The sequence below is a fragment of the Cupriavidus sp. FW305-3-2-15-C-LB2 genome, assembly GCF_058787575.1.
The window spans coordinates 207,409-234,091 of sequence record NZ_JBYSZW010000002.1 but is presented as its reverse complement, the minus strand read 5'-3'; the positions used below and the strand labels follow the sequence as shown (position 1 = coordinate 234,091).

The 26,683-nt window shown below is 67.7% G+C and carries 22 protein-coding genes and 2 tRNA genes; 10 read left to right on the top strand and 14 right to left on the bottom strand.

What is annotated here, in order from left to right; genetic code table 11:
• Nucleotides 1-47: 47 nt before the first annotated feature.
• Nucleotides 48-2,426, top strand: coding sequence for a 5-methyltetrahydropteroyltriglutamate--homocysteine S-methyltransferase (metE, locus tag AC3WRR_RS02980; RefSeq protein WP_010814567.1), 2,379 nt, complete (start codon nucleotides 48-50; stop codon nucleotides 2,424-2,426).
• 90 nt (nucleotides 2,427-2,516) lie between these two features.
• Here the strand turns inward: metE and AC3WRR_RS02975 are convergent, their stop codons facing one another.
• From AC3WRR_RS02975 to AC3WRR_RS02950, 6 genes are all read right to left on the bottom strand, one after another.
• A complete protein-coding gene (locus AC3WRR_RS02975; protein WP_439669139.1) occupies nucleotides 2,517-3,932 on the bottom strand; it encodes a DUF1254 domain-containing protein in 1,416 nt (471 codons plus the stop codon).
• Nucleotides 3,933-4,180: 248 nt separating this feature from the next.
• Complete coding sequence (pcaD, locus tag AC3WRR_RS02970; protein ID WP_058696817.1) at nucleotides 4,181-4,960, bottom strand: 3-oxoadipate enol-lactonase; 780 nt, start codon at nucleotides 4,958-4,960, stop codon at nucleotides 4,181-4,183.
• A 39-nt stretch (nucleotides 4,961-4,999) separates the two neighbouring features.
• Nucleotides 5,000-5,284 carry a muconolactone Delta-isomerase gene (gene catC / locus AC3WRR_RS02965; protein WP_010814570.1) on the bottom strand — a complete coding sequence of 95 codons (285 nt, stop codon included), beginning with the start codon at nucleotides 5,282-5,284 and terminating at the stop codon, nucleotides 5,000-5,002.
• A gap of 53 nt (nucleotides 5,285-5,337) precedes the next feature.
• On the bottom strand, nucleotides 5,338-5,634 hold the full coding sequence (locus AC3WRR_RS02960) for a YciI family protein (protein ID WP_010814571.1): 297 nt from the start codon (nucleotides 5,632-5,634) through the stop codon (nucleotides 5,338-5,340).
• A 41-nt stretch (nucleotides 5,635-5,675) separates the two neighbouring features.
• Nucleotides 5,676-7,016, bottom strand: coding sequence for a short-chain fatty acid transporter (locus AC3WRR_RS02955; RefSeq protein ID WP_492296197.1), 1,341 nt, complete (start codon nucleotides 7,014-7,016; stop codon nucleotides 5,676-5,678).
• Nucleotides 7,017-7,227: 211 nt separating this feature from the next.
• Nucleotides 7,228-7,605 carry a hypothetical protein gene (locus AC3WRR_RS02950; protein WP_010814573.1) on the bottom strand — a complete coding sequence of 126 codons (378 nt, stop codon included), beginning with the start codon at nucleotides 7,603-7,605 and terminating at the stop codon, nucleotides 7,228-7,230.
• A gap of 224 nt (nucleotides 7,606-7,829) precedes the next feature.
• Between AC3WRR_RS02950 and AC3WRR_RS02945 the strand changes: the two genes are divergently transcribed.
• The gene (locus tag AC3WRR_RS02945; RefSeq protein WP_010814574.1) at nucleotides 7,830-9,527 is read left to right on the top strand and encodes an MBL fold metallo-hydrolase; all 1,698 of its coding nucleotides are present in this window, start codon (nucleotides 7,830-7,832) and stop codon (nucleotides 9,525-9,527) included.
• 88 nt (nucleotides 9,528-9,615) lie between these two features.
• Nucleotides 9,616-9,692, top strand: a tRNA-Arg gene (locus tag AC3WRR_RS02940).
• A gap of 125 nt (nucleotides 9,693-9,817) precedes the next feature.
• Here AC3WRR_RS02940 and AC3WRR_RS02935 read toward each other — a convergent pair.
• A complete protein-coding gene (locus AC3WRR_RS02935; protein WP_492296195.1) occupies nucleotides 9,818-10,714 on the bottom strand; it encodes a hydrolase in 897 nt (298 codons plus the stop codon).
• 217 nt (nucleotides 10,715-10,931) lie between these two features.
• On the opposite strand from AC3WRR_RS02935, the gene AC3WRR_RS02930 reads away from it, so the two are divergent.
• Complete coding sequence (locus tag AC3WRR_RS02930) at nucleotides 10,932-12,737, top strand: GGDEF domain-containing protein (protein ID WP_037024232.1); 1,806 nt, start codon at nucleotides 10,932-10,934, stop codon at nucleotides 12,735-12,737.
• A gap of 172 nt (nucleotides 12,738-12,909) precedes the next feature.
• Here the strand turns inward: AC3WRR_RS02930 and AC3WRR_RS02925 are convergent.
• The 7 genes from AC3WRR_RS02925 to AC3WRR_RS02895 form a co-directional block, all read right to left on the bottom strand.
• A tRNA-Leu gene (locus AC3WRR_RS02925) sits at nucleotides 12,910-12,996 on the bottom strand.
• A gap of 95 nt (nucleotides 12,997-13,091) precedes the next feature.
• Nucleotides 13,092-14,378 carry an amidohydrolase family protein gene (locus AC3WRR_RS02920; RefSeq protein ID WP_492292383.1) on the bottom strand — a complete coding sequence of 429 codons (1,287 nt, stop codon included), beginning with the start codon at nucleotides 14,376-14,378 and terminating at the stop codon, nucleotides 13,092-13,094.
• A gap of 70 nt (nucleotides 14,379-14,448) precedes the next feature.
• A complete protein-coding gene (locus AC3WRR_RS02915; RefSeq protein WP_010814578.1) occupies nucleotides 14,449-15,141 on the bottom strand; it encodes a TetR/AcrR family transcriptional regulator in 693 nt (230 codons plus the stop codon).
• Nucleotides 15,141-15,827 carry a uracil phosphoribosyltransferase gene (gene upp / locus AC3WRR_RS02910; protein WP_010814579.1) on the bottom strand — a complete coding sequence of 229 codons (687 nt, stop codon included), beginning with the start codon at nucleotides 15,825-15,827 and terminating at the stop codon, nucleotides 15,141-15,143. The genes AC3WRR_RS02915 and upp overlap by 1 nt, the downstream gene beginning before the upstream one ends.
• Nucleotides 15,828-15,900: 73 nt before the next feature.
• Nucleotides 15,901-17,223, bottom strand: a complete 1,323-nt coding sequence (locus AC3WRR_RS02905) for a URC4/urg3 family protein (protein WP_010814580.1) — start codon at nucleotides 17,221-17,223, stop codon at nucleotides 15,901-15,903.
• A complete protein-coding gene (locus tag AC3WRR_RS02900; protein ID WP_010814581.1) occupies nucleotides 17,220-18,458 on the bottom strand; it encodes a GTP cyclohydrolase II in 1,239 nt (412 codons plus the stop codon). The genes AC3WRR_RS02905 and AC3WRR_RS02900 overlap by 4 nt, the downstream gene beginning before the upstream one ends.
• 276 nt (nucleotides 18,459-18,734) lie before the next feature.
• Nucleotides 18,735-19,835: an acyltransferase family protein gene (locus AC3WRR_RS02895; protein WP_011617328.1), complete on the bottom strand. Its 1,101-nt coding sequence runs from the start codon at nucleotides 19,833-19,835 to the stop codon at nucleotides 18,735-18,737.
• 812 nt (nucleotides 19,836-20,647) lie between these two features.
• On the opposite strand from AC3WRR_RS02895, the gene AC3WRR_RS02890 reads away from it, so the two are divergent.
• From AC3WRR_RS02890 to AC3WRR_RS02865, 6 genes are all read left to right on the top strand, one after another.
• Complete coding sequence (locus AC3WRR_RS02890) at nucleotides 20,648-21,745, top strand: substrate-binding domain-containing protein (RefSeq protein ID WP_011617329.1); 1,098 nt, start codon at nucleotides 20,648-20,650, stop codon at nucleotides 21,743-21,745.
• 62 nt (nucleotides 21,746-21,807) lie between these two features.
• Nucleotides 21,808-22,830 (top strand): ABC transporter substrate-binding protein, encoded by a 1,023-nt coding sequence (locus AC3WRR_RS02885; protein ID WP_492296194.1) that lies wholly within the window; start codon nucleotides 21,808-21,810, stop codon nucleotides 22,828-22,830.
• 131 nt (nucleotides 22,831-22,961) lie between these two features.
• Nucleotides 22,962-23,780: an ABC transporter permease gene (locus AC3WRR_RS02880; RefSeq protein ID WP_037024235.1), complete on the top strand. Its 819-nt coding sequence runs from the start codon at nucleotides 22,962-22,964 to the stop codon at nucleotides 23,778-23,780.
• Nucleotides 23,781-23,790: 10 nt separating this feature from the next.
• Nucleotides 23,791-24,666 carry an ABC transporter permease gene (locus tag AC3WRR_RS02875; RefSeq protein WP_058696821.1) on the top strand — a complete coding sequence of 292 codons (876 nt, stop codon included), beginning with the start codon at nucleotides 23,791-23,793 and terminating at the stop codon, nucleotides 24,664-24,666.
• Nucleotides 24,659-25,717 carry an ABC transporter ATP-binding protein gene (locus AC3WRR_RS02870; RefSeq protein WP_492296192.1) on the top strand — a complete coding sequence of 353 codons (1,059 nt, stop codon included), beginning with the start codon at nucleotides 24,659-24,661 and terminating at the stop codon, nucleotides 25,715-25,717. Before AC3WRR_RS02875 ends, AC3WRR_RS02870 begins: the two co-directional genes overlap by 8 nt.
• The gene (locus tag AC3WRR_RS02865; protein WP_010814588.1) at nucleotides 25,714-26,559 is read left to right on the top strand and encodes a phosphodiesterase; all 846 of its coding nucleotides are present in this window, start codon (nucleotides 25,714-25,716) and stop codon (nucleotides 26,557-26,559) included. Before AC3WRR_RS02870 ends, AC3WRR_RS02865 begins: the two co-directional genes overlap by 4 nt.
• Nucleotides 26,560-26,683 lie beyond the last annotated feature (124 nt).

Below are 26,683 nucleotides of genomic sequence, written 5' to 3'. Positions count from 1 at the left end.
ACGGGCAAACCGACACTGTGCGCCAGACATCTTCCGGAGCAACCTCCATGGCACGCACCCATATCCTCGGCTTTCCCCGCATCGGCGAACGCCGCGAACTGAAATTTGCGCAAGAAGCGTTCTGGCGCGGCGATCGCACCGAAGCCGAGCTGCGCGACGTGGCCGCGCAACTGCGCCGCCGCCACTGGCAGCTGCAGGCCGACCACGGCCTGGACACGGTGGCCACCGGCGACTTTGCGTATTACGACCAGATGCTGAGCCTGACCGCGCTGCTGGGCGCGCTGCCGCGCCGCTTCGGCTTCGATCCGGCCCGGCTCACGCTGACGCAGTACTTCGAGCTGGCACGCGGCAACCGCGAGCAGCCGGCCATGGAAATGACCAAGTGGTTCGACACCAACTACCACTACCTGGTCCCTGAGCTGGACGCCGAGACCACTTTCGGCGGCGGCCCGGCCTGGTTCTTCGAGGAAGCCGATGAGGCGCTGGCGCTTGGCCTGCGCGCCCGCCCGGTGCTGATCGGGCCGGTCACCTACCTGTGGCTGTCCAAGAGCCATGTGGCGGGCTTCGACCGCCTGACCCTGCTGCCGCAACTGCTGCAGGGCTATCGCCGCATCCTCGGCCAGCTCAAGGCGCGCGGCATCGAATGGGTGCAGATCGACGAGCCGGCCTTGTGCCTGGACCTGGAGCCGGCCTGGCTCGACGCATTCGACACCGCCTACGCTGCCTTGCGCGAAGCCGGCCCCAAGTTGCTGCTGGCCACCTATTTCGACACCGCCGCCGACCATGCGCAGCGCGCCGCCGCCCTGCCGGTCGACGGCTTCCATATCGACCTGGTGCGGGCGCCGGAACAACTGGCCGCATGGCAGGCCGCGCTGCCCGCGCACGCCGTGCTGTCGCTGGGCGTGATCGACGGCCGCAATATCTGGCGCACCGACCTGCGCCGAGTCCTGGACACGCTGCGCCCGGTGCAGGCCGCGCTGGGCGAGCGCCTGTGGCTGGCACCGTCGTGCTCGCTGCTGCATGTGCCGGTGTCGCTCGCGCATGAAGTGCGTCTCGATGTCGAGCTGAAGTCGTGGCTCGCCTTTGCCACCGAAAAGCTCGACGAGCTGTCCGTGCTGGGCCGCGCGTTGAATCAAGGCGACGCCGTGGTCGCCGAAGCGCTGGCAGCATCCGACGCCGCGCAGGCCTCGCGCCGCGCCTCGCGCCGGGTGGTCAACCCGCGGGTGCAGCAGCGGCTGGCAGCCGTGAGCGCCGGCATGGCCGACCGCGCCAGCCCCTTTGCCGAGCGCATCGAGCGCCAGCGCCAGGCGCTGCAGCTGCCGCTGTTGCCGACCACCACGATCGGCTCGTTCCCTCAGACCGCGGCCATCCGCCAGACCCGCGCCGCGTTCAAGCGTGGCGAGATCGGCGCGCTCGAATACCTGGAACGCATCCGTGCCGAGATCGCGGTGGCCGTGCGCAAGCAGGAAGCACTGGGCCTGGACGTGCTGGTGCACGGCGAAGCCGAGCGCAACGACATGGTCGAGTACTTCGGCGAGCAGCTGTGCGGCTACGGCTTTACCGAGAACGGCTGGGTGCAGAGCTATGGCTCGCGCTGCGTCAAGCCGCCGGTGATCTACGGCGACGTGTACCGGCCCGAGCCGATGACGGTCGATACCGCCCGCTACGCGCAATCGCTGACCGAGCGGCCGATGAAGGGCATGCTCACCGGCCCCATCACCATGCTGCAGTGGTCCTTCGTGCGCGACGACCAGCCGCGTGCCACCACCGCGCGCCAGCTGGCCCTGGCCATCCGCGACGAAGTGTGCGACCTGGAGCAGGCCGGCATCCGCGTGATCCAGATCGACGAGCCCGCGCTGCGCGAAGGCCTGCCGCTGCGCCGTGCCGACTGGGATGCCTACCTGGACTGGGCCGTCACTGCCTTCCGCCTGTCGGCCAGCGGCGTGCAGGACCAGACCCAGATCCACACGCATATGTGCTATGCCGAGTTCAACGATATCCTGCCCGCCATCGCGGCCATGGACGCGGACGTGATCACCATCGAGACCTCGCGCTCGGCGATGGAACTGCTGGAAGGCTTCGGCGACTTCGACTACCCGAACGAGATCGGGCCGGGTGTCTACGACATCCACTCGCCGCGCGTGCCGTCGGTGCAGGCCATGGAGCGGCTGCTCGACCGCGCCTGCGAGGTGGTGCCGCCGCAGCGGCTGTGGGTCAACCCGGACTGCGGCCTGAAGACGCGCGGCTGGGAAGAGACCGAAGCAGCGCTGGCCAATATGGTCAGCGCGGCCCGCGCGCTGCGCGCGCGGCTGTCGGCGCGGGGCGCAACGACCTGGAAGCGCCTCAGCAAGCCTGCAGCCGCCACCGCCGCGGCAGTGCCCCACGCCGGCAACGCCTGCACGGCCTGCGCCACGCACGCGAACTGAGACGGCGTAGCGCCAGTTGCGCTGGCAGGAAAAGACAAAGGCCGCATGCCCCTCACAGGCATGCGGCCTTTGTCCTCGATGGCGGCCTCGTCAGTCCACCTGCATCACCGCCGGCGGCATCCAGTTGCCGTCCAGCAGCACCTGCTCCGGCCAGTACGCGCGCAGCATCATGTTCAGGCCATCGGGCGGCGCCGGCAGCCAGTTCGCCGCCTTGGCGCCGGCCGGGCGCTCGTGCTGGATATAGATATCGAGTGAGCCGTCGCGGTTGTAGCGCAGGCGGTCGCGGCTGCCCACGGCGTAGCGCTGGATCGGGTTGGGAATGAACGCCTGCCGGTCGTTGTACAGCGTCAGCGACCAGAACGCGCGCGCCGGCGGCAACTGGTCCTTGTCGAAATGCAGCACATAGCGCGCCCCGCCCTGCAGCGGCTTGCCGTTGGCATCCGTGCGGGTGGAGGCGTAGATCGCGTCTTCGGGCAGGTTGGCACCCAGGCCCACCCACGCGGTCACCGCGCGGCGGCCGTAGCTGGTGCCATAAGTGCCCAGGTCGCGATGCATGACCCAGCCGTTGCCGGCATCGGCATTGCCCTTGCGCGCACCCTGAACGATCGCGGCCAGCGCAGCGGTAGCACCCTCCTGCACCGCGCGCGCGGTGGAGGGCTCCATCACCGTGGTCTTAAACGGCACCCCCGGGGTGATGCCCATGCGGCGGAGCTTGTCCACCATGGCGGCATCGGCGGGCGCCGGCGGATTGGCCGGCAGCAAGGCGGCAAAGCGCGTGAAGAAGGCCTGTGCATCCATTGCCGCCACCAGCTCCACGGGCGAGCTTTCAGGGTCGATGGCCGTGGGCCGCGGCGCGGCCTTCTCCGGCACGCGCCGCCCGCCACCCCAGGCCGACAGCGGCGTCAGCCGGTACTGGTCCTGGAGCCGGTGCACCGCCGGGAAGTCCTGCTTGCCATTGGCCTGCGTACGGCCGATCAACCAGACCATCGACGTGGGCGAACGGATCTCCTGCATGCCCTTGGGCAGCGTGCCGCGCCAGTCAGGCCCGGTGATGGCGAAGTTGCCGCGGCGGGTGCCGGTGGTGCGCTTGCCCGGCGACGCGAACACATTGGTCCACGCATCCATCAGCGGCATCAGGTAGTAGCGCCCGTACGTATCGGGCACCGACAGGATGACCGGCTCCCTGGACAGGTCGAGCCAGGCCGACGAATACAGCGTGTCGGCGTTGGGGCTGACCACGTCGGTGAAGCTGGCGTCCGGGAAGGTGCGCTTGTGGTGGAAGGTATTGGCCGGCGTGCGCAGCGTCATCAGCTCGCGCGTCACGTCCATCAGCACCATCGGATAGGCGAAGGTGAAGACCTCGGCAGACAAGGCCTTCATCGCCTGGTCGGACGGCGGTTGCTCGGCGACTGCCGGGCTGGTTCCGTGATCCGGCGCGGACGCACAGCCGGACAGCATGACGGCAAGCGTGACCGCGCTCGCCAGTTGACGCAAGGATGGCTTCATGACCCCGTTTTCCCAATGTTTTTGCGGCTTTTCGGGTGTTGCGGCTATGACTGCCGGCATGTCGTCCCGAAGGCGCATCTATTCCGTGCGCATCTTGTCCCGCGCGCCGGTGACCTGTCAATTCCTCTGAAGCCGGGAAGCGAGGGCAAGCGCACCGAACGCCGGCGGCATCGGTCACGGGTGAATCATAAGCACTATCAGGGGTGATGAAAGCCGCACGCATGGCTCGGCCTTTCCGCCTCAGAGCCTCAGCGCGTCAGGAAATCCAGCACCACCTTGCTGAACGCCTCGGCCTGCTCCAGGTTGGAGATATGTGCGGCCTCCAGCTCGACATAGTGGGCGCCCGGGATCGTCTGCGCCAGGAACACGCCATCGCGCGGCGGCGTGGGCAGGTCGCCCGAGCCAGCGATCACCAGCGTCGGCGTGGCGATCTTTTCGATTTGCGCGCGCAGGTCGGCATCGCGCACCGCCAGGCAGTTGGCCGCGTAGCCCGCAGCCGGGGTGGCCCCGAGCATGGCGCGCAGCGATGCCACCAGCCCCGGATGCGCGGCCGCGTACGGCGGGGTGAGCCATTTGTCGACTACCGCGGCAGCGATCGATGCCACGCCGTCGCGCCCGACCGCAGCGGCGCGGTTGGTCCAGTTCTCCGGCGGGCCGATATAGGCAGCGGTATTGCACAACACCAGCTTGCGCAGGCGCGGACCATGGTTCAGGGCCAGCCACATGCCAGTGATGCCACCCATCGACAAGCCGCAGAAACTGGCTTCGCCGATGCCAAGGTGATCGAGCAACGCGATCACGTCGCCGCCGAGTTGCGCGATGCTGTACGGACCCGCCGGCACCGACGACTCGCCATGGCCGCGCGTGTCATAGCGCAGCACGCGGAAGTGCTGGCTGAAGGCCGCCACCTGCGGCTCCCACATGCTGAAGCTGGTGCCCAGCGAATTGGACAGCACCAGCACCGGCAGGTGCTCGGCGCCATCGAGGCGGTAATGCAGTCGGAGGTTGGCGAGGTCGGCGTATGGCATGGCGTTTGGCTCAGGATCAGGTGGCTGGATGGCAGGCGCTCAGTTCGGCGCGATGGCCGAACCGTGTTGCGCCAGCGGCGTGACCTTGATCTCCATGTACGGGTACAGCGGCAGCATGGTCAGCAGCGTGTGCAGTTCGTCGTTGTCGCCGACATCGAAGATGCTGACGTTGGCGTACTGGCCCACCACACGCCACAGGTGGCGCCACTTGCCTTCGCGCTGCAGGCGCTGCGACATGGCCTTCTCGTCGGCCTTGAGCTGCTCCACCAGTTGTGGATCGAGCGATGCGGGAATCTTGACGGTCATTTCTGCCATGAACAACATGGGGTCTCCTTGTCCGGGGGTATGGTGGGATGGAGGCAGCGCGGGCTGCCTCGTCAAAGATGGCGCACGCCGTCGAGATAGGCCTTGCGCCAGCGCACGATGCGCACCTCGGCAAACAAACCCGCCTCGGTGAACGGATCGGCGTCGATGAATTGCTGTGCCGCGTCGCGGGTGTCGACATCGACGATATAGATGCCGCCGCCGGCATCCGAGCCATCGTCGTTGAGCTTGGCGCCGCAAGCCAGCAGCAAGTCCTTGTTGGCTTCCAGGTAATCCAGGTGGCTGGCACGGGTGGCCTGGCGCACGTGCTGGTGATTGGGCTTGTCGACGGTTTCGATCAGGTACGGCATGGCAATCCTCCTGTCAGCGGCACGCTGGCCGCGGGTCAAAGTCAGGTAATCTGCGCGCCCCACAGCAGCAGCGCGGCAATGTAGATCAGGCCCACCCAGAACATCATGATCACGGTGTAGCCCATCACGTCCTTCAGGTTCAGCCTGGACAGCGCCAGCGCCGGCAATATCCAGAACGGCTGCACCAGGTCGTTCCAGGCATTGCCGAGCATCACCGACATCGAGGTCTGGCTGACCGAGCTGTTGATGGCCTTGGCCGCATCGACCATGAACGGGCCCTGGATCATCCAGTGGCCACCGCCCGACGGTGCGAAGAAGTTGATCACGAACGAACTGAGCAGCCCCCAGAACGGCAGCGTCTGCGGCGTGGCGATCTCCACGAACACACGCGAGATGGTATCCACCAGCCCCGAGCCGGCCATGATCGCCATGATGCCTGCATAGAACGGATACTGCAGGATGATGCCGGAAATGGTCTTGATGCCTTCGTTCAGCTTGGCCACGTAGTTGACCGGCGTGCCCAGCAGCAGCACGCCCGCGAACAGGATCAGGAAGTTGATCAGGTTCAGGTCGAGCGAGCCGCCCTGCGTGAAGTAGATGACCGCGTAGGCCATGCCGCACAGGCCGATGGCCAGGCTCAGGATACGGCTGTTGTTCAGGCGCGCGGCCAGGGTGTTCTCGCCGCCCATGCTGTGGGCCGAGCCGGCCTCGGCCTTGGCGGGTTCCTGGTCGCGGCGGATCTCCACCACATCGGCCGGGTTGCGCGGATGCAGCCAGGCATTGAGCAGCGGCAGCGTGACGATCACCGCCAGGCTGGTCAGCAGCATCGGCGTGGAGAAGATGGTTTCAGACAGCGGGATCACGCCCATCAGCTTTTCCATCGGGTGGCCCGGGGTGGAGATCAGCACCGGGATGCTGGCCGACAGGCCCAGCCCGTACAGGGTGAAGCCGCTGTACGCGGCGGCGATGATGAGCGGGTAATGCACGCCACGGACCTTCAGCGCCAGCTTCCTGGCGATGATGCCGCCGATCACCAGCCCGAAGCCCCAGTTCAGGTAGCTGCCGATGCCGCCCACCAGCGTGGCGACGATCACCGCGGTGCGCGGCGAGTGCACGGCGCTGACGATGCGGTCGAGCATGCGGTCAGTGAACGGCGCGGTGGCCAGCACGTAGCCCATCGCCAGGATCACCGCCATCTGCGTGGTAAATGCCAGCAGGTTCCAGAACCCCTTGCCCCAGCTGGCGATCACGGCCGGCGCTGCCTGCCCTTGCACCGTCACCGCCAGCGCCATCGTCAGCAAGGTCAGGCCGATGGCAAATACAAAGGGATCCGGCAGGTACCGGCGCATGAGTTCGGTGAAGAACCCGGCAATCTTGCTCATAGCTTCCTTGTCTCCAGTTTCGGCCAAAGTTACGCCATTAGAACTGCAGTTCTATATGCGAACCTCGAAAATACGCGTGGCTATGCTAAGAGCCGGTCGACCGGTTGGTCAAGGAAATGGGGACGCGCGATTACATTCGTTTCGCGCAACAATTGTTGAATGAGGCCTGGAATTTTCTACGCAGGCCATGCAATGCGGCCGATCGGCAGGATCAATAGCGCATCTGCACATCATCGACCTTGCCCGTACGCGCGTTGTACAGGCAGGCGTAGTGGAAGCCGATCGCCGACGAACTGTCGTCAGGCTCGAACACGCCTTCGCCATTGACCGAGGTTTGCGCATTGGGGCGCAGGTAGTACTGCTCGCGGTCGGCCATCAGCATCACGCTGCCAGGCTGCGGGTAGCGGCGCTTGAGGGCTTCCGCCACGGCCGGCTCGCAGGCCATGGACGCGGCCCTGGATGCGGCTTGTGGATCGACGGTGATGCGGGTGGTGGCCGGGGGCACAGGGCGCGGTGCCATCTGCGGCGGCGTTTCGCAGGCGGCCAGCAGGCACACCAGCGGCAGGCACAGGCAAGAAGCTCGGATCACGCGGACCTCCTCAGAAGGAGGGCGCCGGCAACGGGCACCCCAAAAAGTGAAGCGGAGCTATCAGGTTACTGCCTCTGGCCGGAAAAGCCAAAGCCGGCGCGCCCGGGCAGCCCGGCAATGCCCCGCCGATAGCGAATCCTTGAACGCGGCTAAACTATGGCACGCGGCAGCGCCCCGGGTTCCGGCCAGGTGCGTGCCGCCAGCACAACCACGATGCCGACACAATGACAACCACAGAGACAAGCGGCAACCGCCCTGCCACCCCTGCTCCCCTGCTGCGCACCGCCGCCAGCCTGCTCGTCGTGCGCGATGCGCCGGCCGGCATGGAAGTGCTGCTGGTACGCCGCGTCGAACGCGCCAACGACCGCAGCAGCGGCGCCTACGTTTTCCCGGGCGGCACGCTCGACGCGCAGGACAAGGCCCTGCACGCGCATGCCCACGGCCTGGACGACGCCCTTGCCAGCGAACGCCTGGGCATGCCGGCCAGCGGCCTGGACTTCTACCTGGCCGCCTTGCGAGAATGCTATGAAGAGGCCGGCCTGCTGTTTGCCTGTGACCGCGACGGGCGCCCGCATTCGCCGCACCAGCTCGACGCCGCCGGCCAGGCGCTGCTGCGCGAGGCAGTGCAGCGCGGCGGCCCCGGCCTGGCCCACGCTTGCGAGCAACTGGGCCTGCGCCTGGCGGCCGACCGGCTCGCCTATCACAGCTACTGGCTGACGCCCCCCGGCCTGCCCAAGCGTTTCGATACCCGCTTCTTTGTCGCCATCGCCCCCGAAGGCCAGGTGGCCGTGCCCGACGGCACCGAGATCGTGGAGCACCGCTGGATTCGCCCCGGCGAGGCCGCCGATCCCGCCAGCGGCCTGCCGCTGATGCACGTCACGCGCCGCACGCTGAGCTCGATCGCGCAGTTTGAAAGCGCCGCGGCCTGCTTCGCTTATTACTCGCAGCTGCGCGGCATTGCCTGCATCATGCCGCGGCTGGCCACCGGCGCGGCCGGCGTGCGCCCGGTGATGCCGAACGAGCCGTGCTACGCCGAGATCGGCCGCATCGATCCCGACGGCAACACGCACGGCCGTTATGAGCTGGTACCGGGCGTGCCGGTACGACTGTCCGAGCGCGTCTGGCGCGTGACCGCCAACAACGGCAGCGTGATGACGGGCCCGGGCACCAACACCTACCTGATAGGCGGCGGCGCGCGCAATGAATGGGCCGTGATCGATCCGGGCCCGGACGATGGCGAGCATGTGCGCGCCATCCTTGCTGCCGCACCCGGCCCGATCCGCTGGATCCTCGCCACGCATACCCACCTGGACCATTCGCCCGCTGCCGCCGCGCTGCAGGCCGCCACCGGCGCCACGGTGCTCGGGCGTGCCGCGCCTGCCGGCCAGTGGCAGGACCTCAGCTTCGAGCCACAGCGCGAACTGAACCACGGCGAGCGCCTTGCCATCACCGAGGACTGCACCCTGCGCGTGTGCCACACGCCGGGCCACGCCTCGAACCACCTCTGCTACCTGCTGGAAGAAGAACAGACACTCTTTACCGGCGACCACGTGATGCAGGGCTCGACCGTCGTCATCGGCCCGCCCGATGGCGACATGCGCGCCTACCTGGACTCGCTCGCAGCACTGCAGGATGAAGACCTCGACTGGCTGGCGCCGGGCCATGGCTTCCTGATCGCGCGCCCGCAGGACGCCATCCGCATCCTGGTCCGGCACCGGCTGCAGCGCGAGGCCAAGGTCGTTGCCGCACTGCGCGAACTGGGCCCGGCACCGATCGGCGAGCTGCTGCTGCGCGTCTACGACGATGTGCCGCCGCGCATGCATCCGGTTGCGCAGCGATCGCTGCTGGCGCACCTGCTCAAGCTGCGCGATGACGGCAAGGCGCAGGAAGCGGACGGCATCTGGTCGAACGCCACGGCGTAGCACCGGCGCGGGCATCGGGGCCAGTTGAAGATTTTTGGCGGGGGGCTTGCGCAAATCAGAAATTGCGCTACAATGGCGCCTCTCGTGTGCGGCTGTAGCTCAGTTGGATAGAGTACTTGGCTACGAACCAAGGGGTCGTGGGTTCGAATCCTGCCAGCCGCGCCACCTATGCAGAAAGAAAAAGGGCTTCCGGAAACGGAAGCCCTTTTTCATTGCGGCGCTCGCATTTGGCGCCACCCTCCCCACTACCACCACTACCACCACTACCACCACTACCACCACTACCACCACTACCACCGATAGCGCGCCCCGACCGTTCCGCCCGGGTTGCGCCCCGCCCTCACCTTGAACCACAGCTTCATGCCGGTCGATGTATTGCCATGCGCGCCGATGTTGAAGGAGAACAGCCCGCGCAGCAGGTCGGCATCGATCTTGGTGCCGTTGATGTTGATGACCTGTTTGCGGCTGTCCTGCCACCAGTCAGCCTCGACAAAGGGATAAATGCCGGCCAGCCGCGTCGGCTGCGCGCCGTACAGGCGCACGCCGATACCGGCGGCGCTGGCATCGCCGGGCATGGCTTGCATCGGCATGCCGGAGACGGGCGACATGCCAGGCTGGTAGGCCAGCTGCAAGCGCGGCTGGATGGTCAGCCCGCCTGTGCGCGGCACCACGGCATCGACCGCCAGCGCCATGGTGCGCATGCGACTGTCGGCAAAACCGCCTGCGCTGGTGATGTCATCCAGGTGCAGCGACACCCGGCGCGGGCGTTCGGCCATGGCGGCGGTTTCACGGTCGACCGCGGCAAGGCCGGGCACATCGTCATCGGGCCCGGGGCCCATGGCAAGCGTTAACGCGGATGGGGATGACTGCGACGGCGCGGCATACTCGACGGTGACGGGCTCGGCGGGCGTGGCGGACCAGGCAGGAGCAGCGGTGTCGGCAACCAGCAGATCGGGCACGTCGGCCATGGCGGGCTGCCCGGCTTGCGCCTGCAGCGGCTGGTCCCAGCCGGAGACGCCCTGGCTTTCCGGAACGGCGTCATCTGCATGGGCCAGTGCACACATCAGCATGGCCAGGATGACGCTGTACTGCAGGTGATGCAGGACCATGCCGTGATGCGCGGCACATACGTGCCACCCGGGGCAAGTCCCCGCCTCCCTTTCTCTCGATGACAAGACCGTAGTCATGGCAACCACCTTCGGACGTTATATGTGCCTGCCCGATGAGTTCGAGCATAGGTCAAATGCCCTGCCAGCGTTAGCCGGGAATGTTCGGCCGCGCGCGCCCCGTACAACTCTGTCAGCGAGCAAATTCGGCCTGGCCGCTGCGCCTTTTCGTCAATAATGGCGGTAATGACAAATCTTGCAGACATCGCCCGGCAAGCTGCCGCCGGGAGCAAACCTTATGGCCTTGTGGCAACGTGCGCGCCGGCGTGAGTCCGAACCCGGGGGCATGGCACCGCCGGCCGGACGCAGCCGCAGCCTGAAGCGCAAGCTGGCGATCGCCACGGCGGTCGGCGGGCTCTGCACTCTGGTGCTCGCCGCGCTGGTGATGGCCCGCTCGTATGGCGACTTCACCTCGGCGCGGCAGAACCTGTACGACATCTCGGCATACCGCGAGCTGCTCGAGGCCGCCAACGTGCTGTCCGCGGAACGTGGACCGGCCAACAGCGTGCTGGGAGATCCACCCTCGCCCAACACCTCCGCGCGTGAGCGCCTGCAAGCGTTCCGCGCCCGCAGCGACGCCGCGCTGGCGCGCCTGGCCGCGCCGCCGCCGGCACCCTTCGGCCTGCACAACCACCACCTGCCGCCGCTGATGGTCGAGCGCGTGCGCGAACGCCTGGCGCGGGCGCGGGCCGAGATCGACGAACTCGCCGGGCGGCCGCGCCAGGACCGTGACATGGACGAAATCCGCCATGCCATCGAAAGCATGTTCGAGGTCGTGGACGCGCTGCAGCCGGTCATCGCCTGGCAGGTGCGCGAACTGTCCGCCTGCGACGACGGCCTGGCGGCGCCGGCGCTGACCGGCAGGATGCTGGGCGACCTGCGCGAGTATGGCGGGCGCATCGCCTCGCAGATCATGGCGCCCGTGGCGGCGCGCCAGCCGATGCCAGTGCAGAGCCTGGTGGACGCCACGCGCTCGCGCGGCCGGCTGCTGGAGCTATGGCAGCTGGCGGGGCCGGCGTACAACATGTTCGGCGCCGTGCCCGCGCTGGAGCAGGCATACGCCGACGCCGGCCACCAGTTCTTCGGCCAGGGCCTGTCGATGATCGACAGCCTGGTTGCGCAGGGCCGCGTCTCGGGCAATTACTCGATGACGCCGACGGAGCTGACCAACCGCTACGTGCGCACGCTGGAGCCGCTGGAGCGGTTGCGCAGGGTATTCCTGGACGAGGTGGTCGCGCATTTCACCGCAGCGCGCGCACAAGCGCTGCGCGAACTGACGGCAGCGTGCGGCACGTCGGCGCTGATCCTTGCCGTGCTGGGCTACGTGCTGGTGTTCATGCAGCGCTCGGTGATCCTGCCGCTGCTGCGCGCCGGCGACGAAGTGATCGGCCTGGCCGAGGCGCGCGAACACCCGCACTACGCTGCGCCAGCGGCGTCCGCCAGGCCCGCGGCGGAGATGCGGCGCCTGTTCGATGCCATCGAGATCCTGCGCCGCAAGCTGCGCGAGCGCGCCTCGCTGACCGAACAACTGGAACACCAGGCGCGCACCGACAGCCTGACCGGGCTGCTGAACCGGCGCGCGCTGGAGCTGGTGGCCGCGCAGTACGCGGCACACGACAGCGCCAGCCTGGTGCTGATCGACGTGGACCGCTTCAAGCAGATCAACGACCGCCATGGCCATGCCGCCGGCGACCAGGTGCTGCGCGACATCGCTGCGATGATGCGCGCGCTGGTGCCGCCCGAAGGCGTGCTGGCACGCTTCGGCGGCGAGGAGTTCGCGCTGCTGCTGCCGCACGGCAGGCCGGGCGAGGCCGCCGCGCTGGCCGAAACCCTGCGCGCGGAAATCGCGTCGCGCCCGGTCTACCTGTCGGGCAGCACCCAGCTGTGCGTCACCGCCAGCTTCGGCGTGGCCATCGGGCGCGGCGGCGAGCGTCACTGGCAGCGGCTGTTCGGCGCGGCCGACGCTGCCATGTACCGCGCCAAGGCCGAAGGGCGCAACTGCGTGCGCGAGGCACAGCGCGAGGAAGGGGTGGCAGCCGGCTGAAGCAGGCCGGCCCCGGCACCAGCACGGAAACGATGGACGAAAAAAACCCGCATCGCTGCGGGCTTCTTCCACATATCCGGCACCGCCGCCTCGGTATCGAATGGCGGTGACCCGGTCACTCACGCCGGGCTAAAACGAAGAAAGGCTCGCTTGCGCGAGCCTTTCTAAATATTGGTGCCCAGAAGAGGACTCGAACCTCCACAGTGTTGCCACCGCTAGGACCTGAACCTAGTGCGTCTACCAATTCCGCCATCTGGGCTTCGTTTCGCTGCATTGCTGCCGCGATGCGAAGAACGAAATTATGCCGAGCGCGTCAGGGACTGTCAACACCCTGACACAAAAAATTTGTGATCCTTATTGCCCGCCGCCGCGCCGCAGGAAATCCACCTGCGCCGGCCGGCCAGGCAGGTCCAGCGCAGCCATCGCCAGAGGCATGCTGGCGATGGTCTTGCCGGCACGCAGCACCCGCAGCCGCGTGGCGCGCAGGCGGATCGCCTCCACCGGGTCGCGCGCCTGCAGCAGCACCAGGTCGGCGCGGCAGCCAGGCGCCACGCCGTAGCCATCCAGCCCCAGGATCTGCGCAGGCATGGCGGTCACGGCGGCGAAGCACGCGCGCATGGCTTCCTGCCCGGTCATCTGCGCGACATGCAGCCCCATGTGCGCCACTTCCAGCATGTCGCCGGAGCCCAGGCTGTACCACGGATCCATCACACAATCGTGGCCGAACGCCACCGGCACGCCGGCCGCCAGCAACTCCGGCACCCGCGTCATGCCGCGGCGCCGCGGATAGGTATCGTGCCGCCCCTGCAGCGTGATGTTGATCAGCGGATTGGCGATCGCCGCCACGCCGGCCTCGCGCATCAGCGGGATCAGCTTGGATACGTAATAGTTGTCCATTGAATGCATCGAGGTCAGGTGCGAGCCCGCCACCCTGCCCTGCAGGCCGAGCCGCACGGTCTCGCTGGCCAGCGTCTCGATATGGCGCGACAGCGGGTCGTCGCTCTCGTCGCAATGCATGTCGACGCGCAGGCCGCGGTCCGCCGCCAGCTCGCACAGCAGCCGCACAGATTCGGCGCCCTGCGCCATGGTGCGCTCGAAATGCGGGATGCCGCCGACCACGTCGACGCCCATGTCCAGCGCGCGCTTCAGGTTGTCCAGCGCGCCGGGCGCGCGCAGCACGCCGTCCTGCGGGAACGCCACCAGCTGCAGGTCCAGGTAGGGGCGCACGCGCTCGCGCACGTGCAGCAGCGCCTCCACCGCGAGCAGCCGCGGATCGCACACGTCCACATGCGAGCGGATCGCCAGCAGCCCGCGCGCCACCGCCCAGTCGCAGTAGGCCAGCGCGCGCTCGACCAGCGCGTCCTGCGTCAGCATCGGCTTGAGCTCGCCCCACAGCGCAATGCCTTCGAGCAGCGTGCCCGACTGGTTCACGCGCGGCAGCCCGTACGACAGTGTGGCGTCCATATGGAAGTGCGCATCGACGAACGGCGGCGTCACCAGGTGGCCGGCCGCATCGATCTCGTCGGCGGCGTGCGCGGCCAGTGCCGGCTCAACCGCGGCGATGCGGCCCGCGGCAATGCCGATATCGATGTCGGTGCGCCCGTCGGGCAGGTTGCAGTGCCGCAGGATCAGGTCGAGCATGGAGGTCTCTCAGGCAGGAGGCACGGCGATACGGCGATGTTCTCACGGCGCCGGCTCCGGCGCCACGGCGTCATGCGCGCCGGTCGGGCGCCGCGGGCTCGGGGTCGAGTCCGCAGCCGCGCAGCAGCAGCGCCACCAGGTGCTCGGTGGCCTGCGCATAGTCCCGCTGCTCCAGCTGGCTGACGCCGAGCACCGCGCATACCTGCGACTCGAAATCCGCATAGGTCTGCGTGGCCGCCCAGATCGTGAAGAACAGGTGCTGGGGGTCGACCGGCGCCATCTGGCCGCGGTCGATCCACTGCTGCACCACCGCGGCCTTGCGCGACACCAGTTCGCGCAGCACCTGCCGCAGGACCTCGCCGATCTCATGCGCGCCGTGCAGCAGTTCGTTGGCAAATACGCGCGATGCATCCGGATGACTGGCCGACAGCCGCATCTTGGCGCGGATGTATTGTTCCAGCGCCACCTGCGGCGGCAGCTCGGCGCGGATGATGTCAGTCTCCGACAGCCACAGCTGCAGCGTATGCGCCAGCACGGCGCGGTACAGCGCCTGCTTGGTGCGGAAGTAGTAATGCAGGTTGGACTTGGGCACGCCGGCGCGCACCGCGATCTCGGCCATGGTGGCGCCGGCAAAGCCCGCGCGCGCAAAGACATGCTCGGCCGCGCGCAGGATCATGGCCTGGTTCTCCTGCCGGATGCGCCCGCCCGGCGCATCGCACGCGGGCAGCGGGCGCCGCGCCGCGGCGCTGGCCTGCGTGTCCATCAGCGCGTGCCGTAGAGGCGGTCGCCGGCGTCGCCCAGCCCGGGCACGATATAGCCGTGCTCGTTGAGCGTTTCGTCGATGGCCGCGGTGACGATGCCGACCTCAGGGTGCGCCGCGCGCAGCGCGCGCAGCCCCGGGCGCGAGGCGATCAGGCACACGTACTTCATGGTGGTGACGCCGGCCTCTTTCAGGCGGTTCAGCGCGGCAATGGCCGAGTTGCCGGTGGCCAGCATCGGGTCCACCACGATCACCATGCGCTCCTGGATGTCTTCCGGCATCTTGAAGTAGTACTCGATCGGCTCCAGCGTCTCGGGGTCGCGGTACAGGCCGATATGCCCGACGCGCGCCGCCGGCAGCAGCTCCAGCATGCCGTCGATAAAGCCGTTGCCCGCGCGCAGGATCGACACCAGGCACAGCTTCTTGCCCGACAGCACCCGCGACTGCATCGGCGCGATCGGCGTGCGGATGGCGACCGTCTCCATGGCCAGGTCGCGCGTGGCTTCGTAGGTCAGCAACTGGCTGATTTCACGCACCAGCCGGCGGAAGTTGTCGGTGGTGGTGTCCTCGCTGCGCACCAGGGTGACCTTGTGCTGCACCAGCGGGTGGTCGACGACCAGCACCCCGGCCAGGCCGGCAGGATCGGCATCGAGTGGTTCAACAGCGGGAACAGCGGACATGTCGTTCATGGTGACGCTCCAGATGCCAGGTTTCACACGCAATGCCTGCCGGCAAGGTCGGCCGCCTGGCGGCCGACCTTGCTCAGAACACCGTGCCGTCGCTGATGATGGCGAACGGCGGCGCGCCACCCGGGCGCCGCTTGGCGGCAATGCGGCGCCCCGCCGCCCAGGTGCCGCCTTCGAGCACGCGCGCCAGCGGGAAATTTTCTTCCTGCAAGCCAAGCGCCTGGCGCACGCCGTCGGCCACCAGGTCCAGGCCGGTCACGGTCAGCGCGCGCCATTCGACGATCACGGGCTCATCCACCGCATGCGGCACGGCGGCAAAGCCGGGGTCGCGCGGCACCATCAGCTCGAAGTCGTAGAGCAGGCCGCCGTTGCGGTATTCGGGCAGGCCCGTCAGCGCGTCCAGCCCGGTCACGGTCAGGCCGGCGTCCTCCAGCGGCTCCAGCAGCGAATACGTCAGCCATTGCGTGAGCTTGTGGAACGGCACCAGCCCGCCCGGCGCGGCCGGATGCCGCCAGCAGTCGCCCAGCGACACGCCTTCGACAATGATCCGCCCCGGCCATACCGGCCCCAGGCCGACCAGCAGCGTGCGCAGCAGGAAGCCGGCGTCGAGGTGCCCGTTGACCGCATGCGCCTTCAGGTAGTCGTACAGGTTGCCCAGCCGTGCCGGCCGGCCGAACAGCGCCGGGGTCGCCTCCATCACCTCGCCGAGGCGGCGCAGCAGGCCGGCGCGGCCTTCCAGCCCCACCAGCGGGTTGTGCTGCGCGACCTGGAAGGCGTGGGCGATGCTGTCGGCATCGATGCGCTGCAGCCGCTCGGCGTCCGCGCGCAGCGGATCGCCCGGCGCGGCCGAGAAGCCGCCGCGCGCGAACAGGTCGAAACTGGCCACGCCCAGCCCTTCCGAGCGCGTCAGCACCAGGTCGCTGGCCGGATCGCGGTAACGCCAGTCAGGGCCGGCGCCGGCATCGAGCAATACGCTTGGAATCACCAGGTCGATGCCGATGCGGGCGCGCTCCTCGCGGTGCTCGGGCCCGCTCAGCGCGGCACGCTCGCACAGCACCTGCCACCGGTCCGCGCGCTGGTCGACGCCGGCGCTTTCAAAATGGCGCCAGCGGCTGTGGTACGGCACCTGCAGGTCAGGATAGCGCTGGCGGATGGTGCTGGCGACATAGTCGGCAATGGCATGCACGCGGTCCGGATGCCAGGTGAAAAGTTCGGACGCGCCGCTGGCCACGTTCTCGGTGACCGCCGCGCAATGCGTGCGCACCGCCTCGGCACACAGCAGCGCCGAAGCGGGATGCCCTTCCGGCACCGGGCTCAGCCAGCCGGCACCAGGCCGCATCTCGTTACCTGTGCCCTGGCGGTCCATGCCGGGCTTGCCATCCTCGGGAAACATCGTCATTCGTTCAACCCCCTGCCCTTTGCCAGGGCCAGTTCGTTCGCATCCGGCGGCGTGTAGTGCGTAAAGTAGCCCGCGGCCACCTTGGCATCGATCTCGACACGGGCGTCGGCGGGAATCAGGGTCTCGGGGATGGCCACCTGCTCGACCACCTCGATGCCCTGCGCCACCAGCGCGCCATGCTTCATGTTGCTCATCGACGCCCAGCGGTCGATGCGGCGGATGCCCAGCCAGTGGAACACATCCGGCATCAGCTCCTGGAAACGCATGTCCTGCACGCCTGCCACGCATTCGGTGCGGGCAAAGTAAGTCTCGGCACGGTCGCCGCCCACCTGCCGCTTGCGGGCGTTGTAGACCAGGAACTTGGTCACCTCGCCCAGCGCGCGGCCCTCCTTGCGGTTGTAGACCACCAGCCCGACACCGCCCTGCTGCGCCATCTCGATGCACACCTCGATGCCATGTGCCAGATACGGCCGGCAGGTACAGATGTCTGACCCGAACACGTCCGATCCGTTGCATTCATCGTGCACGCGGCAGGCCACGCGGGTTTCAGGCTTGCCCAGCTGGCTCACGTCGCCGAAGAAATACAGCGTCATGCCGCCGATGGGCGGCAGGAACACCTTCAGGTCCGGCCGCGTCACCAGTTCCGGGAACATGCCGCCGGTCTGCTCGAACAGGCTGCGGCGCAGCACGCTTTCCTTGATGCCGAAACGGGCCGCCAGCCCGGGCAGATACCAGACCGGATCGACCGCAGCCTTGGTCACGCGCACATCGCCATTGGCATGGAGGATGTCGCCGTCGGGCTTGAGCCGGCCGGCCGCGATGGCCGACATCAGCTCCGGCATGTTGATATGCGCGCGGGTGACGGCGATGGTCGGGCGGATATCCACGCCGGCCGCGATGCGGTCGGCAAACACGGTGGACACCAGGTGGCCCCAGGGATCCAGCGAAACTATCTTCTCCGGGTCGCCCCACTGCGGATGCGGGCCGATCGCCTCCGCCGGCGCGGTATCGGTCAGGTCGGTGCGATGGTCGCGCTGCAATGCGCCCGCGGCAACCGCCAGGGCCCGGTAGATGGCGTAGGCACCTGCGTGAGTGCCGATCACATTGCGCTGCGCCGGATTCGCCAGGCTGGCGATGACCGGCCCGCGCTCGGCCGCCGTGGGGGCGCCCCAGTGGATAGGCTCGGCCGGCTTGTCGCGGCGTGCGTGCGAGGTCAGGACGATATGGTCGGACATGGCACCCTCGGTTCCCGATGGAATCCTGACCAAATGGTCAGGTTTACGATTCCATACTAGGCAACCTTTGTGCCATCGCCCAATGCCATTTACGCGAGTGTTGCTCCGATGTGTGTGGCGCCGAACGCAAGTTTGCGCGGGCGGCATGCACGCATGGCGTGCAGGCGACGTGGCATGACGGGTGCACAAGCACCAACAAGAAGCGCGCACGGCCATGCTGGCACGTCGCCGTCCGGGAGAAACCGTACCACCGCTGCACGGCCATGCCTGCAAACGTTACACGCTTTGCCGGCTGGCGCGGTCGCGGCCGTTGCCCAGTAGCGCACGCAGCGCCGCCAACGGCCGGGCGCTTTCGATGTAGCGATAGAACAACGCGCCGGCCACATTGCTGAGCGCCCATGCGGCAACCATGCCGAGCGCGTTCAGCACCGGCTGGCCCGGCGCCAGGTTCGACACCAGCGCGTTGACCAGCAGGCAGACCGGAAAGTGAACCAGGAACACCGAATAGGAAATGCGCCCGAAGAAGCCGATCACGCGCGCCCGCGGCCAGCGCTCCAGCCAGCCGCCGCGGCGCGCCACCGCCAGCAGCAGCGCAGTCGCCAGCGCCACCGCGATGCGCAGCCGGAAATCGAAGGCCAGCGCCGCCAACGTTACCGCGCCGAGGACCAGCAGCGGCAACACCGGGCGACCGGGGTTGGACGCCCAGTAGGCCAGCGCCCCCATGCCATAGGCGCCGAAGAAGTACAGCGCCCAGATATCCCACGCGGCATCGCGGTTGAACCAGAACAGCGATGCCACCGCCACCAGCACCACAATGCCAATGCTGACCCCGGCACCCGCCGGCGCTTTCCCGCGCGCCACGGCGCGCGCGGCCCACAGCGCACCCAGCAGCAGCGCAAACAGCTGCAGGTCGATGGCCACGTACCAGACCCCGGCCGAGAGCGCGTCGACATCGAGCACGTTATGCAGCAGCGTCACGTGCGCAAGGAACTGCAGCAGGCCGGGCGGCGCAGGGATCGAATCATGCACCATCCATTGGCGCGCCAGGGCGGCCCCGGCAATGCTGAGCAGCAGCGCCGCAGCAAATGGCACCACCAGCTTCTGGTAGCGCCGCCACAGCACCAGCAGCGGATGCTGGCTGATTTCCAGCTGGCCATGCGGCGCCAGGCTGCGCGCGGCGAGGAAACCGCTGACCACCAGAAAGACCTGCACGGCGATGCGGGCGTAGTCGTAGAGCCAGTCCACCAGCCCCGGGGCCAGCCGATACGCGGTATCGGACATCGGGCCATAGAAGGCCAGGTGATGGAGCACGATCAACTGGGAGCTGACCGCTTTCAGGGCGTCAATGCACGGCAGGCGCGACGGACGGGGGCTCATTGTTATAGGAATGTTGCGATTGGCACGGAAGGCGCGATTCTACCTGCTTGCATCCGCTCAAATGTGGCATATGCACCACTACATAATAGATTCGTTACACACTGCCCCGGCTTGTTGCGAGTTTGCAGGCACATGGCTTCATGTCTTAGCCAGCAGGCATTGGCTTATGAAAATGCTGCGCAAAACAGTCAGGGGCCAACAGGAGCCGGCATAAGGAAGTGCATACACAGGCGGCAGCTCTTTCCACGAAGCAAGGCTTGTGAGTCAGGCACGTGCCTTTATGCGTCGCGGCCCAGAATATACAGCTGTCGGGTGGATACGGGGATGTCAGGCTTGAACCACACATTCCAGGAGAGCTCTGTTGTGCGCCAGTAGCATAAGCTAGAGGCAGGATTGCCACCTGGGGTCCGCTTATGCAGCACCGCACGCTCTTCCCCCGCACCGGTCACGCCTTCCGTTGCGGCTTGGCTGAGTGCTCCCTCATTGCCCTTCTGGCCGCAGCCCTGGCGGGATGCGAGGGAGTCCCCCGGGATACCGCGGCGACACCGCCACCGCCGCGTCAGCCGATTGCGCCCAGCGACGACGTGTACCCCGCCCCGACCACGGTACGCGACACGCGACCTGCGGTGCGCACTCCGTAGGCGGCGTTTTCCTACGCGGCCGGCATCCGGCCTTTGCACCCGGATGTCATCCCCCTGTCATCCACGCCAAACAAAATGCCATCCAGGCAGGGTGCAGGCGCCCGTCCGCCAGCCGCCTTCTGCGGCAGTGCAGCGACGGAATGTCTTGACGCCCCGTTTTTTCCACCTTCAATGAAAACGTTTTCATCCGGAGCTCTAAGCGTGAATCGCAAAGATCCAGCGGGGGGCAGGCCCGACACGACAGGTGGCGCCACCCTGATCGACGTGGCGCAAGCCGCGCGGGTGTCGCTCGCCACCGCATCGCGCGTGTTCAGCAGCCCGCACCTGGTGCGCGACAGCACGGCGCAGCGCGTGCGCGAGGCGGCGCGCCGGCTCAGCTTTCGCCCCAACCTCCTCGGCAGCAAGCTGCGCGCCCAGCAGACCCGCATGATCGGTGTGATGGTGCCAACGCTGGAAAACGCGGTGTTCGCCGAATGCTGGCACGGCATCGAGGAAGCGGCGCTGGCGGGCGGCTATTCGCTGATGCTGGTCACCAGCGGCTACGATCCGGCTCGCGAATGCGAGCGTGTGGAGTACCTGCTGCGCCATCGCGTGGACGGCATGGTGCTGACCGTGGCCGACGCGGCGCACAGCACGGTGCTGGATCAACTCGACGGCGAGGGCGTGCCATACGTGCTGGCGTACAACCAGGCCGGACCGCGCAGCCGGCGTCATTCGGTATCGGTGGACAACCGGCGCAGCGCCTGCGCCGGCGTGGAGGCCCTGATTGCCGCCGGGCACCGCCGCATCGTCGTGGTATCGGGCGCCTTCGTCGCCTCGGACCGCGCGCGCCAGCGCTTTGCCGGCTATCAGGACGCCATGCGCGCGCACGGGCTAAGGCCCGCCGCGCCAGTCTGCCTGCCATCGCACACCGCCAGCAATGCCGAACAGATCCGCGCGCTGGTCCGGGCAAACGATGCGCCCACCGCCTTTTTCTGCACCAATGACCTGCTGGCCATCGGCGTGATCTCCGACCTAAGGCGCCTCGGCCTGAGCGTGCCGCGCGACATCTCCGTGCTGGGCTATGACGGTATCGCGCTGGGCAGCGTGGTCGAACCGCCGCTGGCCACCGTCGTGCAACCCAATTCGGAGATCGGCGCCAGCGCCGTCGGCCGGCTGCTTGCCTGGCTGCACGATGGCGGACGAGCCTCGGCGGCGCCGCCGCGCGTCACGCTGCTGCCGCACGCACTGCGCGTCAACGGCACCGTGGCCGCTCCGCCATCAATGTAACCGCGCGTAACCGCGTGCGCATGTTGCATCCCCCACCCCTGTCCTCAACCAAGGAGCCTCTCATGCAACCTATTCCTTCCTGGCGCCGCCCGCTGCGCTGGATTGCCCTGGCGCTAAGCGCCGCCGCGTTCAGCCAGGGCGTGGCCGCCCAGACCGCGATCTGCTACAACTGCCCGCCCGAATGGGCCGACTGGGCGGCACAGATCCGCGCCATCAAGGAAAAGACCGGCGTTGCCGTGCCGCTGGACAACAAGAACTCCGGCCAGTCGCTGGCGCAGCTGGTCGCCGAGAAGGCCAGCCCGGTGGCCGATGTGGTCTACTACGGCGTGACCTTCGGCATCCAGGCCAAGAAGGACGGCGTCACCGCCGCCTACAAGCCCGCCCACTGGAACGACATTCCCGACGGCCTGAAGGACCCGCAGGGCAACTGGTTCGCCATCCATTCCGGCACGCTGGGCTTCATGGTCAATGTCGACGCGCTGCGCGGCAAGCCGGTGCCGCAGTCATGGGCCGACCTGCTCAAGCCCGAGTACAAGGGCCTGGTCGGCTATCTCGACCCCGCCAGCGCCTTCGTCGGCTACGTGGGCGCAGTGGCCGTCAACCAGGCCATGGGCGGCACGCTCGACAACTTCGGCCCGGCCTTCAAGTATTTCAAGGACCTGCAGAAGAACCAGCCGATCGTGCCCAAGCAGACCGCTTATGCGCGCGTGCTGTCCGGTGAAATCCCTATCCTGCTCGATTACGACTTCAACGCCTATCGCGCCCGCTACAAGGACAACGCCAACGTTGCCTTCGTAATCCCCAGGGAGGGCTCAGTGGTGGTTCCCTACGTGATGAGCCTGGTCAACAAGGCGCCGCATGAGGCCGAAGGCCGCAAGGTGCTCGATTTCGTGCTGTCCGACGCCGGCCAGGCGCTGTGGGCCAACGCCTACCTGCGCCCGGTGCGCGCCGGCGTGGTGCCTAAGGAAGTACAGGCGCGTTTCCTGCCGGCCACCGAATACGCACGGGCCAAGGCGGTGGACTTCGGCAAGATGGCCGACGTGCAAAAGGCGTTCAGCGAGCAGTATCTGAAGGAGGTGCGCTGACAGGTGCGCTGACAAGCGCGCTGACGACTGGCGATGGTGTCTCCCGTCTGATGGCTGTCTTCCCGCAAGCGGGGAGACAGCCGGGCGGCTCGCCCAAGCCATCGCCCACCGCCCATCACCCCGTCACAGCCATGACAAACCGATCCCCCTCCCTCTTCCTGTTTGCCTTGCCGGCACTGGTGGTCTTCCTGGCCTTCTTCTGCCTGCCGATGGCGCGGCTCGTGGCGGTCAGCATCAACGGCGAGCAAGGCGCGGGCGTGTACTGGACTGTGGTCTCCAGTCCGCGCTACCTGCACAGCCTGATGGTCACCGTGCTGCTGTCGGCAGCCGTGACACTGGTCACGCTGGTGATTGCCGGCATTGCCGGCACCTTCCTGCAGCGCAACGCGGTGCCTGGCAAGTCCGTGCTGGTGGCCATGCTGACCTTTCCGCTGGCGTTTCCCGGCGTGGTGATCGGCTTCATGGTCATCATGCTCGGCGGCCGCAACGGCCTGCTGGCCATGGTCGGCGACAAGCTCGCCGGCGAGCGCTGGACCTTTGCCTACGGCCTGGCCGGGCTGTTCGTCGGCTACCTGTACTTTTCGATCCCGCGCGTGATCCTGACCGTGATGGCGGCAGTGGAGAAGCTCGACGCCTCGCTGGAAGAAGCTGCCCGCTCGCTGGGCGCCGGGCCCTGGCGCGTGGTGCGCGACGTGATGCTGCCCGCGATGATGCCGGCCATGATCTCCAGCGGCGCGATCTGCTTTGCCACCAGCATGGGCGCGTTCGGTACCGCCTTCACGCTGGCCACGCAACTCGACGTGCTGCCGCTCACCATCTACAACGAGTTCACCAACTACGCCAACTTCGGCATGGCCGCTGCGCTGTCCATCCTGTTGGGCACCGTCACCTGGGCCTTGCTGGCGCTCGCGCGCTGGTTTTCCGGCGACGCCGTGGCCGCGACCGCCTAGGAGCCATCCCATGACCCCAACCCATCGCCGCCCCGGCTACTGGCTGCAACTGGCGCTCACACTGGCGGTCTGCGCCTTCATGACCGTGCCGGTCGTGCTCTCCGTGCTGGCTGGCCTGACCAACAATGTCTTCATCGGCCTGGAAAGCGGCCTGACCACGCGCTGGCTCGCGGAAGTCTGGTCGCTCTATCGCAATACCATCTTCCTGTCGCTGCTGATCGCGCTGGCCTGCCTTGCCTGCACGCTGGTGCTGGGCGTGCCGGCCGCGTACTACATGGCGCTGCGGCGCAACCGCATCACCCGGCTGATCGAGGAACTGCTGATGCTGCCGGTGGCCGTTCCGGGCCTCGCGACCGCGCTTGGCCTGATCCTGCTCTACGGCACCTGGCAGGCCCTGCGCACGAGCTGGCTGTTTATCCTGATCGGCCATGTGCTGTTCACCCTGCCCTTTATGGTGCGTTCGGTGCTGGCCATCCTTTCCGCCATCGATATCCGCACGCTGGAGGACGCAGCGGCCAGCCTTGGCGCCAGCCGCCTGCAGCGCTTCTTTACCGTGGTGCTGCCCAATTGCCGCCAGGGCATCCTGGCCGGCGCGCTCATGGTGGTCACGCTGTCGGTGGGCGAATTCAACCTCACCTGGATGCTGCACACGCCCACCACGCAGACGTTGCCGGTGGGCCTGGCCGACAGCTATGCCTCGATGCGGCTGGAGATCGGCTCGGCCTACACCATCGTCTTCTTCGTCATGATCATTCCGCTGCTGGTGCTGATGCAGGCGCTCAGCGCGCTGGGCGCGCGTTCCCGCAAGTATGTTCCCGAAGCGGTGCCCGCCCCTGCTGTTGCCGCCACGCCGGCCAACCCTCATACCGAGACCCGTCATGCATGAACCCACCACCATCAGGCTGCGCGATTGCGGCAAGACGTTTGCCGACGGCACGCTGGCGCTGCAGCCGCTGGATCTCGACATCGGCGCCGCGGAAACCGTGGTACTGCTAGGCCCGTCCGGCTGCGGCAAGACCACCACGCTGCGCATCATCGCCGGGCTGGAGTATCCCGATGCAGGCGGCGAAGTCTGGTTCGGCGATACCTGCGTGACCGCGCTGCCGATCGAGCAGCGCGGCGTGGGCATGGTGTTCCAGAGCTACGCGCTGTTCCCCAATATGACCGTCTCCGAGAACATCGGCTACGGGCTGCGCGTGCGGCGCGTGGACGCCGCCACGCGCCGCACGCGGGTTGCCGACATGCTCGCGATGATGCATCTCGAACCCTTCGCCGACCGCCGCGTGGACCAGCTCTCGGGCGGCCAGCGCCAGCGCGTGGCGCTCGCACGCGCCATTGCCGTGCAACCGCGCGTGCTACTGCTGGACGAGCCGCTGACCGCGCTCGACGCCAAGCTGCGCGACGCCCTGCGCGCCGACATCAACCAGTTGCTGCGCAACCTGGGCATCACCGCCGTCTATGTCACGCATGACCAGGCCGAGGCCATGGCGCTGGGCGACCGCATCATCGTTATGGACAAGGGCCGCATCGCCCAGACGGGCACGCCGCAGGATATCTACCGCGCGCCGGCCAATGCCTTCGTGGCGGATTTCATCGGCACCATGAACCGCCTGTCCGCCGCTGCCGAGAACGGCGCCTGGCGCGTGCCTGGCGGCGTCGTGCCCCGGACGCACGAATCCGCGCCGGCGCAGCGCGCCGACCTGATGTTCCGCCCCGAAGACGTGGCGCTGGTGCACACGGACGACGCCCATCTGCACGGTAGCGTGGTCACGGCCCTGTTCCTGGGCAACTGCACCCGCCTGCTGGTGGAAGTCGGCGCCTCCGCGCCGCTCATCGTCGACACCACGCGCCGCGACAACTGGCACGCCGGAGACCGCGTCGGCCTGCGCATCGACACCGGCCACCTCATCACACTTCCCGAAGCCCTGGCAGCATGAACACCGCCCCCTACCTGGTCGCCCACATCACCGACCTCCACATCAAGGCCGGCGGCAAGCTGTCGTACCGGCTGGTTGACACCGCCGGTGCACTACACCGCTGCATCGACACCCTGCTGGCAGCCCCGCAACAGCCCGACGCAGTGATTGTCACCGGCGACCTGGTCGACTTCGGCGCCGAAAGCGAATACCAGTTCCTGCGCCAGATCCTGCAGCGGCTATCCATGCCCGTGCGGTTGCTGCCGGGGAATCACGACAGCCGCGGCGCGCTACGCCGCGTCTTTGCCGATCACGACTATCTGTTCGCCACCGGCAGCGGCGAAGACCCGGTGCACTACAGCATCGACTCGGGACCGCTGCGGCTGGTGGCCTTCGACTGCACCGTGCCGGGCCAGCCCGGCGGGCGCGTCGATCCCGGCGCGCTGCCATGGCTGGAAGCCGCACTGTCTGCCGACCCGGCCCGCCCCACCCTGCTGTTGCTGCACCATCCGCCGTTCTTTACCGGCATCGGCCACATGGACGAGCAGGGCCTGGCCAACGCCGACGCGCTCGAAGCCATCGTGCGCCGCCACCCGCAAGTGGAACGCGTGCTGTGCGGCCATCTGCATCGGCACATCACGCGCCGCTTCGGTGGCACGGTCGCGATCACCGCGCCCGGGCCGGCGCACCAGGTGGCGCTGGACCTGGACCCGCAGGCGCCCTCGTGCTTTCGCATGGAGCCGCCCGGCTACCTGCTGCACTGGTGGCATCCGGCACACGGACTCGTGACGCATGCGGCAGCGATCGGGGACTATGGGGCAGCGCATCCGTTCTTTGACGCGCAGGGCAAGCTGATCGACTAGCGGTGACGCTCTGGCAAGTTGTTCGTAAGCGCCAGGTGATGGCCTTGCAATAGTACGAATGGCGAAGCCATGCCTCGCAACCGCTTGCGTCATGTTCCAGCTTGCAGGTGGGGTCATCCGCGAT

Bases quoted from the DNA above. Each gene is read 5' to 3' on its own strand.
- metE (WP_010814567.1), top strand. From the start codon at position 48: ATGGCACGCACCCATATCCTCGGCTTTCCCCGCATCGGCGAACGCCGC.
- AC3WRR_RS02975 (WP_439669139.1), bottom strand. From the start codon at position 3,932: ATGAAGCCATCCTTGCGTCAACTGGCGAGCGCGGTCACGCTTGCCGTC.
- pcaD (WP_058696817.1), bottom strand. From the start codon at position 4,960: ATGCCATACGCCGACCTCGCCAACCTCCGACTGCATTACCGCCTCGAT.
- catC (WP_010814570.1), bottom strand. From the start codon at position 5,284: ATGTTGTTCATGGCAGAAATGACCGTCAAGATTCCCGCATCGCTCGAT.
- AC3WRR_RS02960 (WP_010814571.1), bottom strand. From the start codon at position 5,634: ATGCCGTACCTGATCGAAACCGTCGACAAGCCCAATCACCAGCACGTG.
- AC3WRR_RS02955 (WP_492296197.1), bottom strand. From the start codon at position 7,016: ATGAGCAAGATTGCCGGGTTCTTCACCGAACTCATGCGCCGGTACCTG.
- AC3WRR_RS02945 (WP_010814574.1), top strand. From the start codon at position 7,830: ATGACAACCACAGAGACAAGCGGCAACCGCCCTGCCACCCCTGCTCCC.
- AC3WRR_RS02935 (WP_492296195.1), bottom strand. From the start codon at position 10,714: ATGACTACGGTCTTGTCATCGAGAGAAAGGGAGGCGGGGACTTGCCCC.
- AC3WRR_RS02930 (WP_037024232.1), top strand. From the start codon at position 10,932: ATGGCCTTGTGGCAACGTGCGCGCCGGCGTGAGTCCGAACCCGGGGGC.
- AC3WRR_RS02920 (WP_492292383.1), bottom strand. From the start codon at position 14,378: ATGCTCGACCTGATCCTGCGGCACTGCAACCTGCCCGACGGGCGCACC.
- AC3WRR_RS02915 (WP_010814578.1), bottom strand. From the start codon at position 15,141: ATGGACACGCAGGCCAGCGCCGCGGCGCGGCGCCCGCTGCCCGCGTGC.
- upp (WP_010814579.1), bottom strand. From the start codon at position 15,827: ATGAACGACATGTCCGCTGTTCCCGCTGTTGAACCACTCGATGCCGAT.
- AC3WRR_RS02905 (WP_010814580.1), bottom strand. From the start codon at position 17,223: ATGACGATGTTTCCCGAGGATGGCAAGCCCGGCATGGACCGCCAGGGC.
- AC3WRR_RS02900 (WP_010814581.1), bottom strand. From the start codon at position 18,458: ATGTCCGACCATATCGTCCTGACCTCGCACGCACGCCGCGACAAGCCG.
- AC3WRR_RS02895 (WP_011617328.1), bottom strand. From the start codon at position 19,835: ATGAGCCCCCGTCCGTCGCGCCTGCCGTGCATTGACGCCCTGAAAGCG.
- AC3WRR_RS02890 (WP_011617329.1), top strand. From the start codon at position 20,648: ATGAAAACGTTTTCATCCGGAGCTCTAAGCGTGAATCGCAAAGATCCA.
- AC3WRR_RS02885 (WP_492296194.1), top strand. From the start codon at position 21,808: ATGCAACCTATTCCTTCCTGGCGCCGCCCGCTGCGCTGGATTGCCCTG.
- AC3WRR_RS02880 (WP_037024235.1), top strand. From the start codon at position 22,962: ATGACAAACCGATCCCCCTCCCTCTTCCTGTTTGCCTTGCCGGCACTG.
- AC3WRR_RS02875 (WP_058696821.1), top strand. From the start codon at position 23,791: ATGACCCCAACCCATCGCCGCCCCGGCTACTGGCTGCAACTGGCGCTC.
- AC3WRR_RS02870 (WP_492296192.1), top strand. From the start codon at position 24,659: ATGCATGAACCCACCACCATCAGGCTGCGCGATTGCGGCAAGACGTTT.
- AC3WRR_RS02865 (WP_010814588.1), top strand. From the start codon at position 25,714: ATGAACACCGCCCCCTACCTGGTCGCCCACATCACCGACCTCCACATC.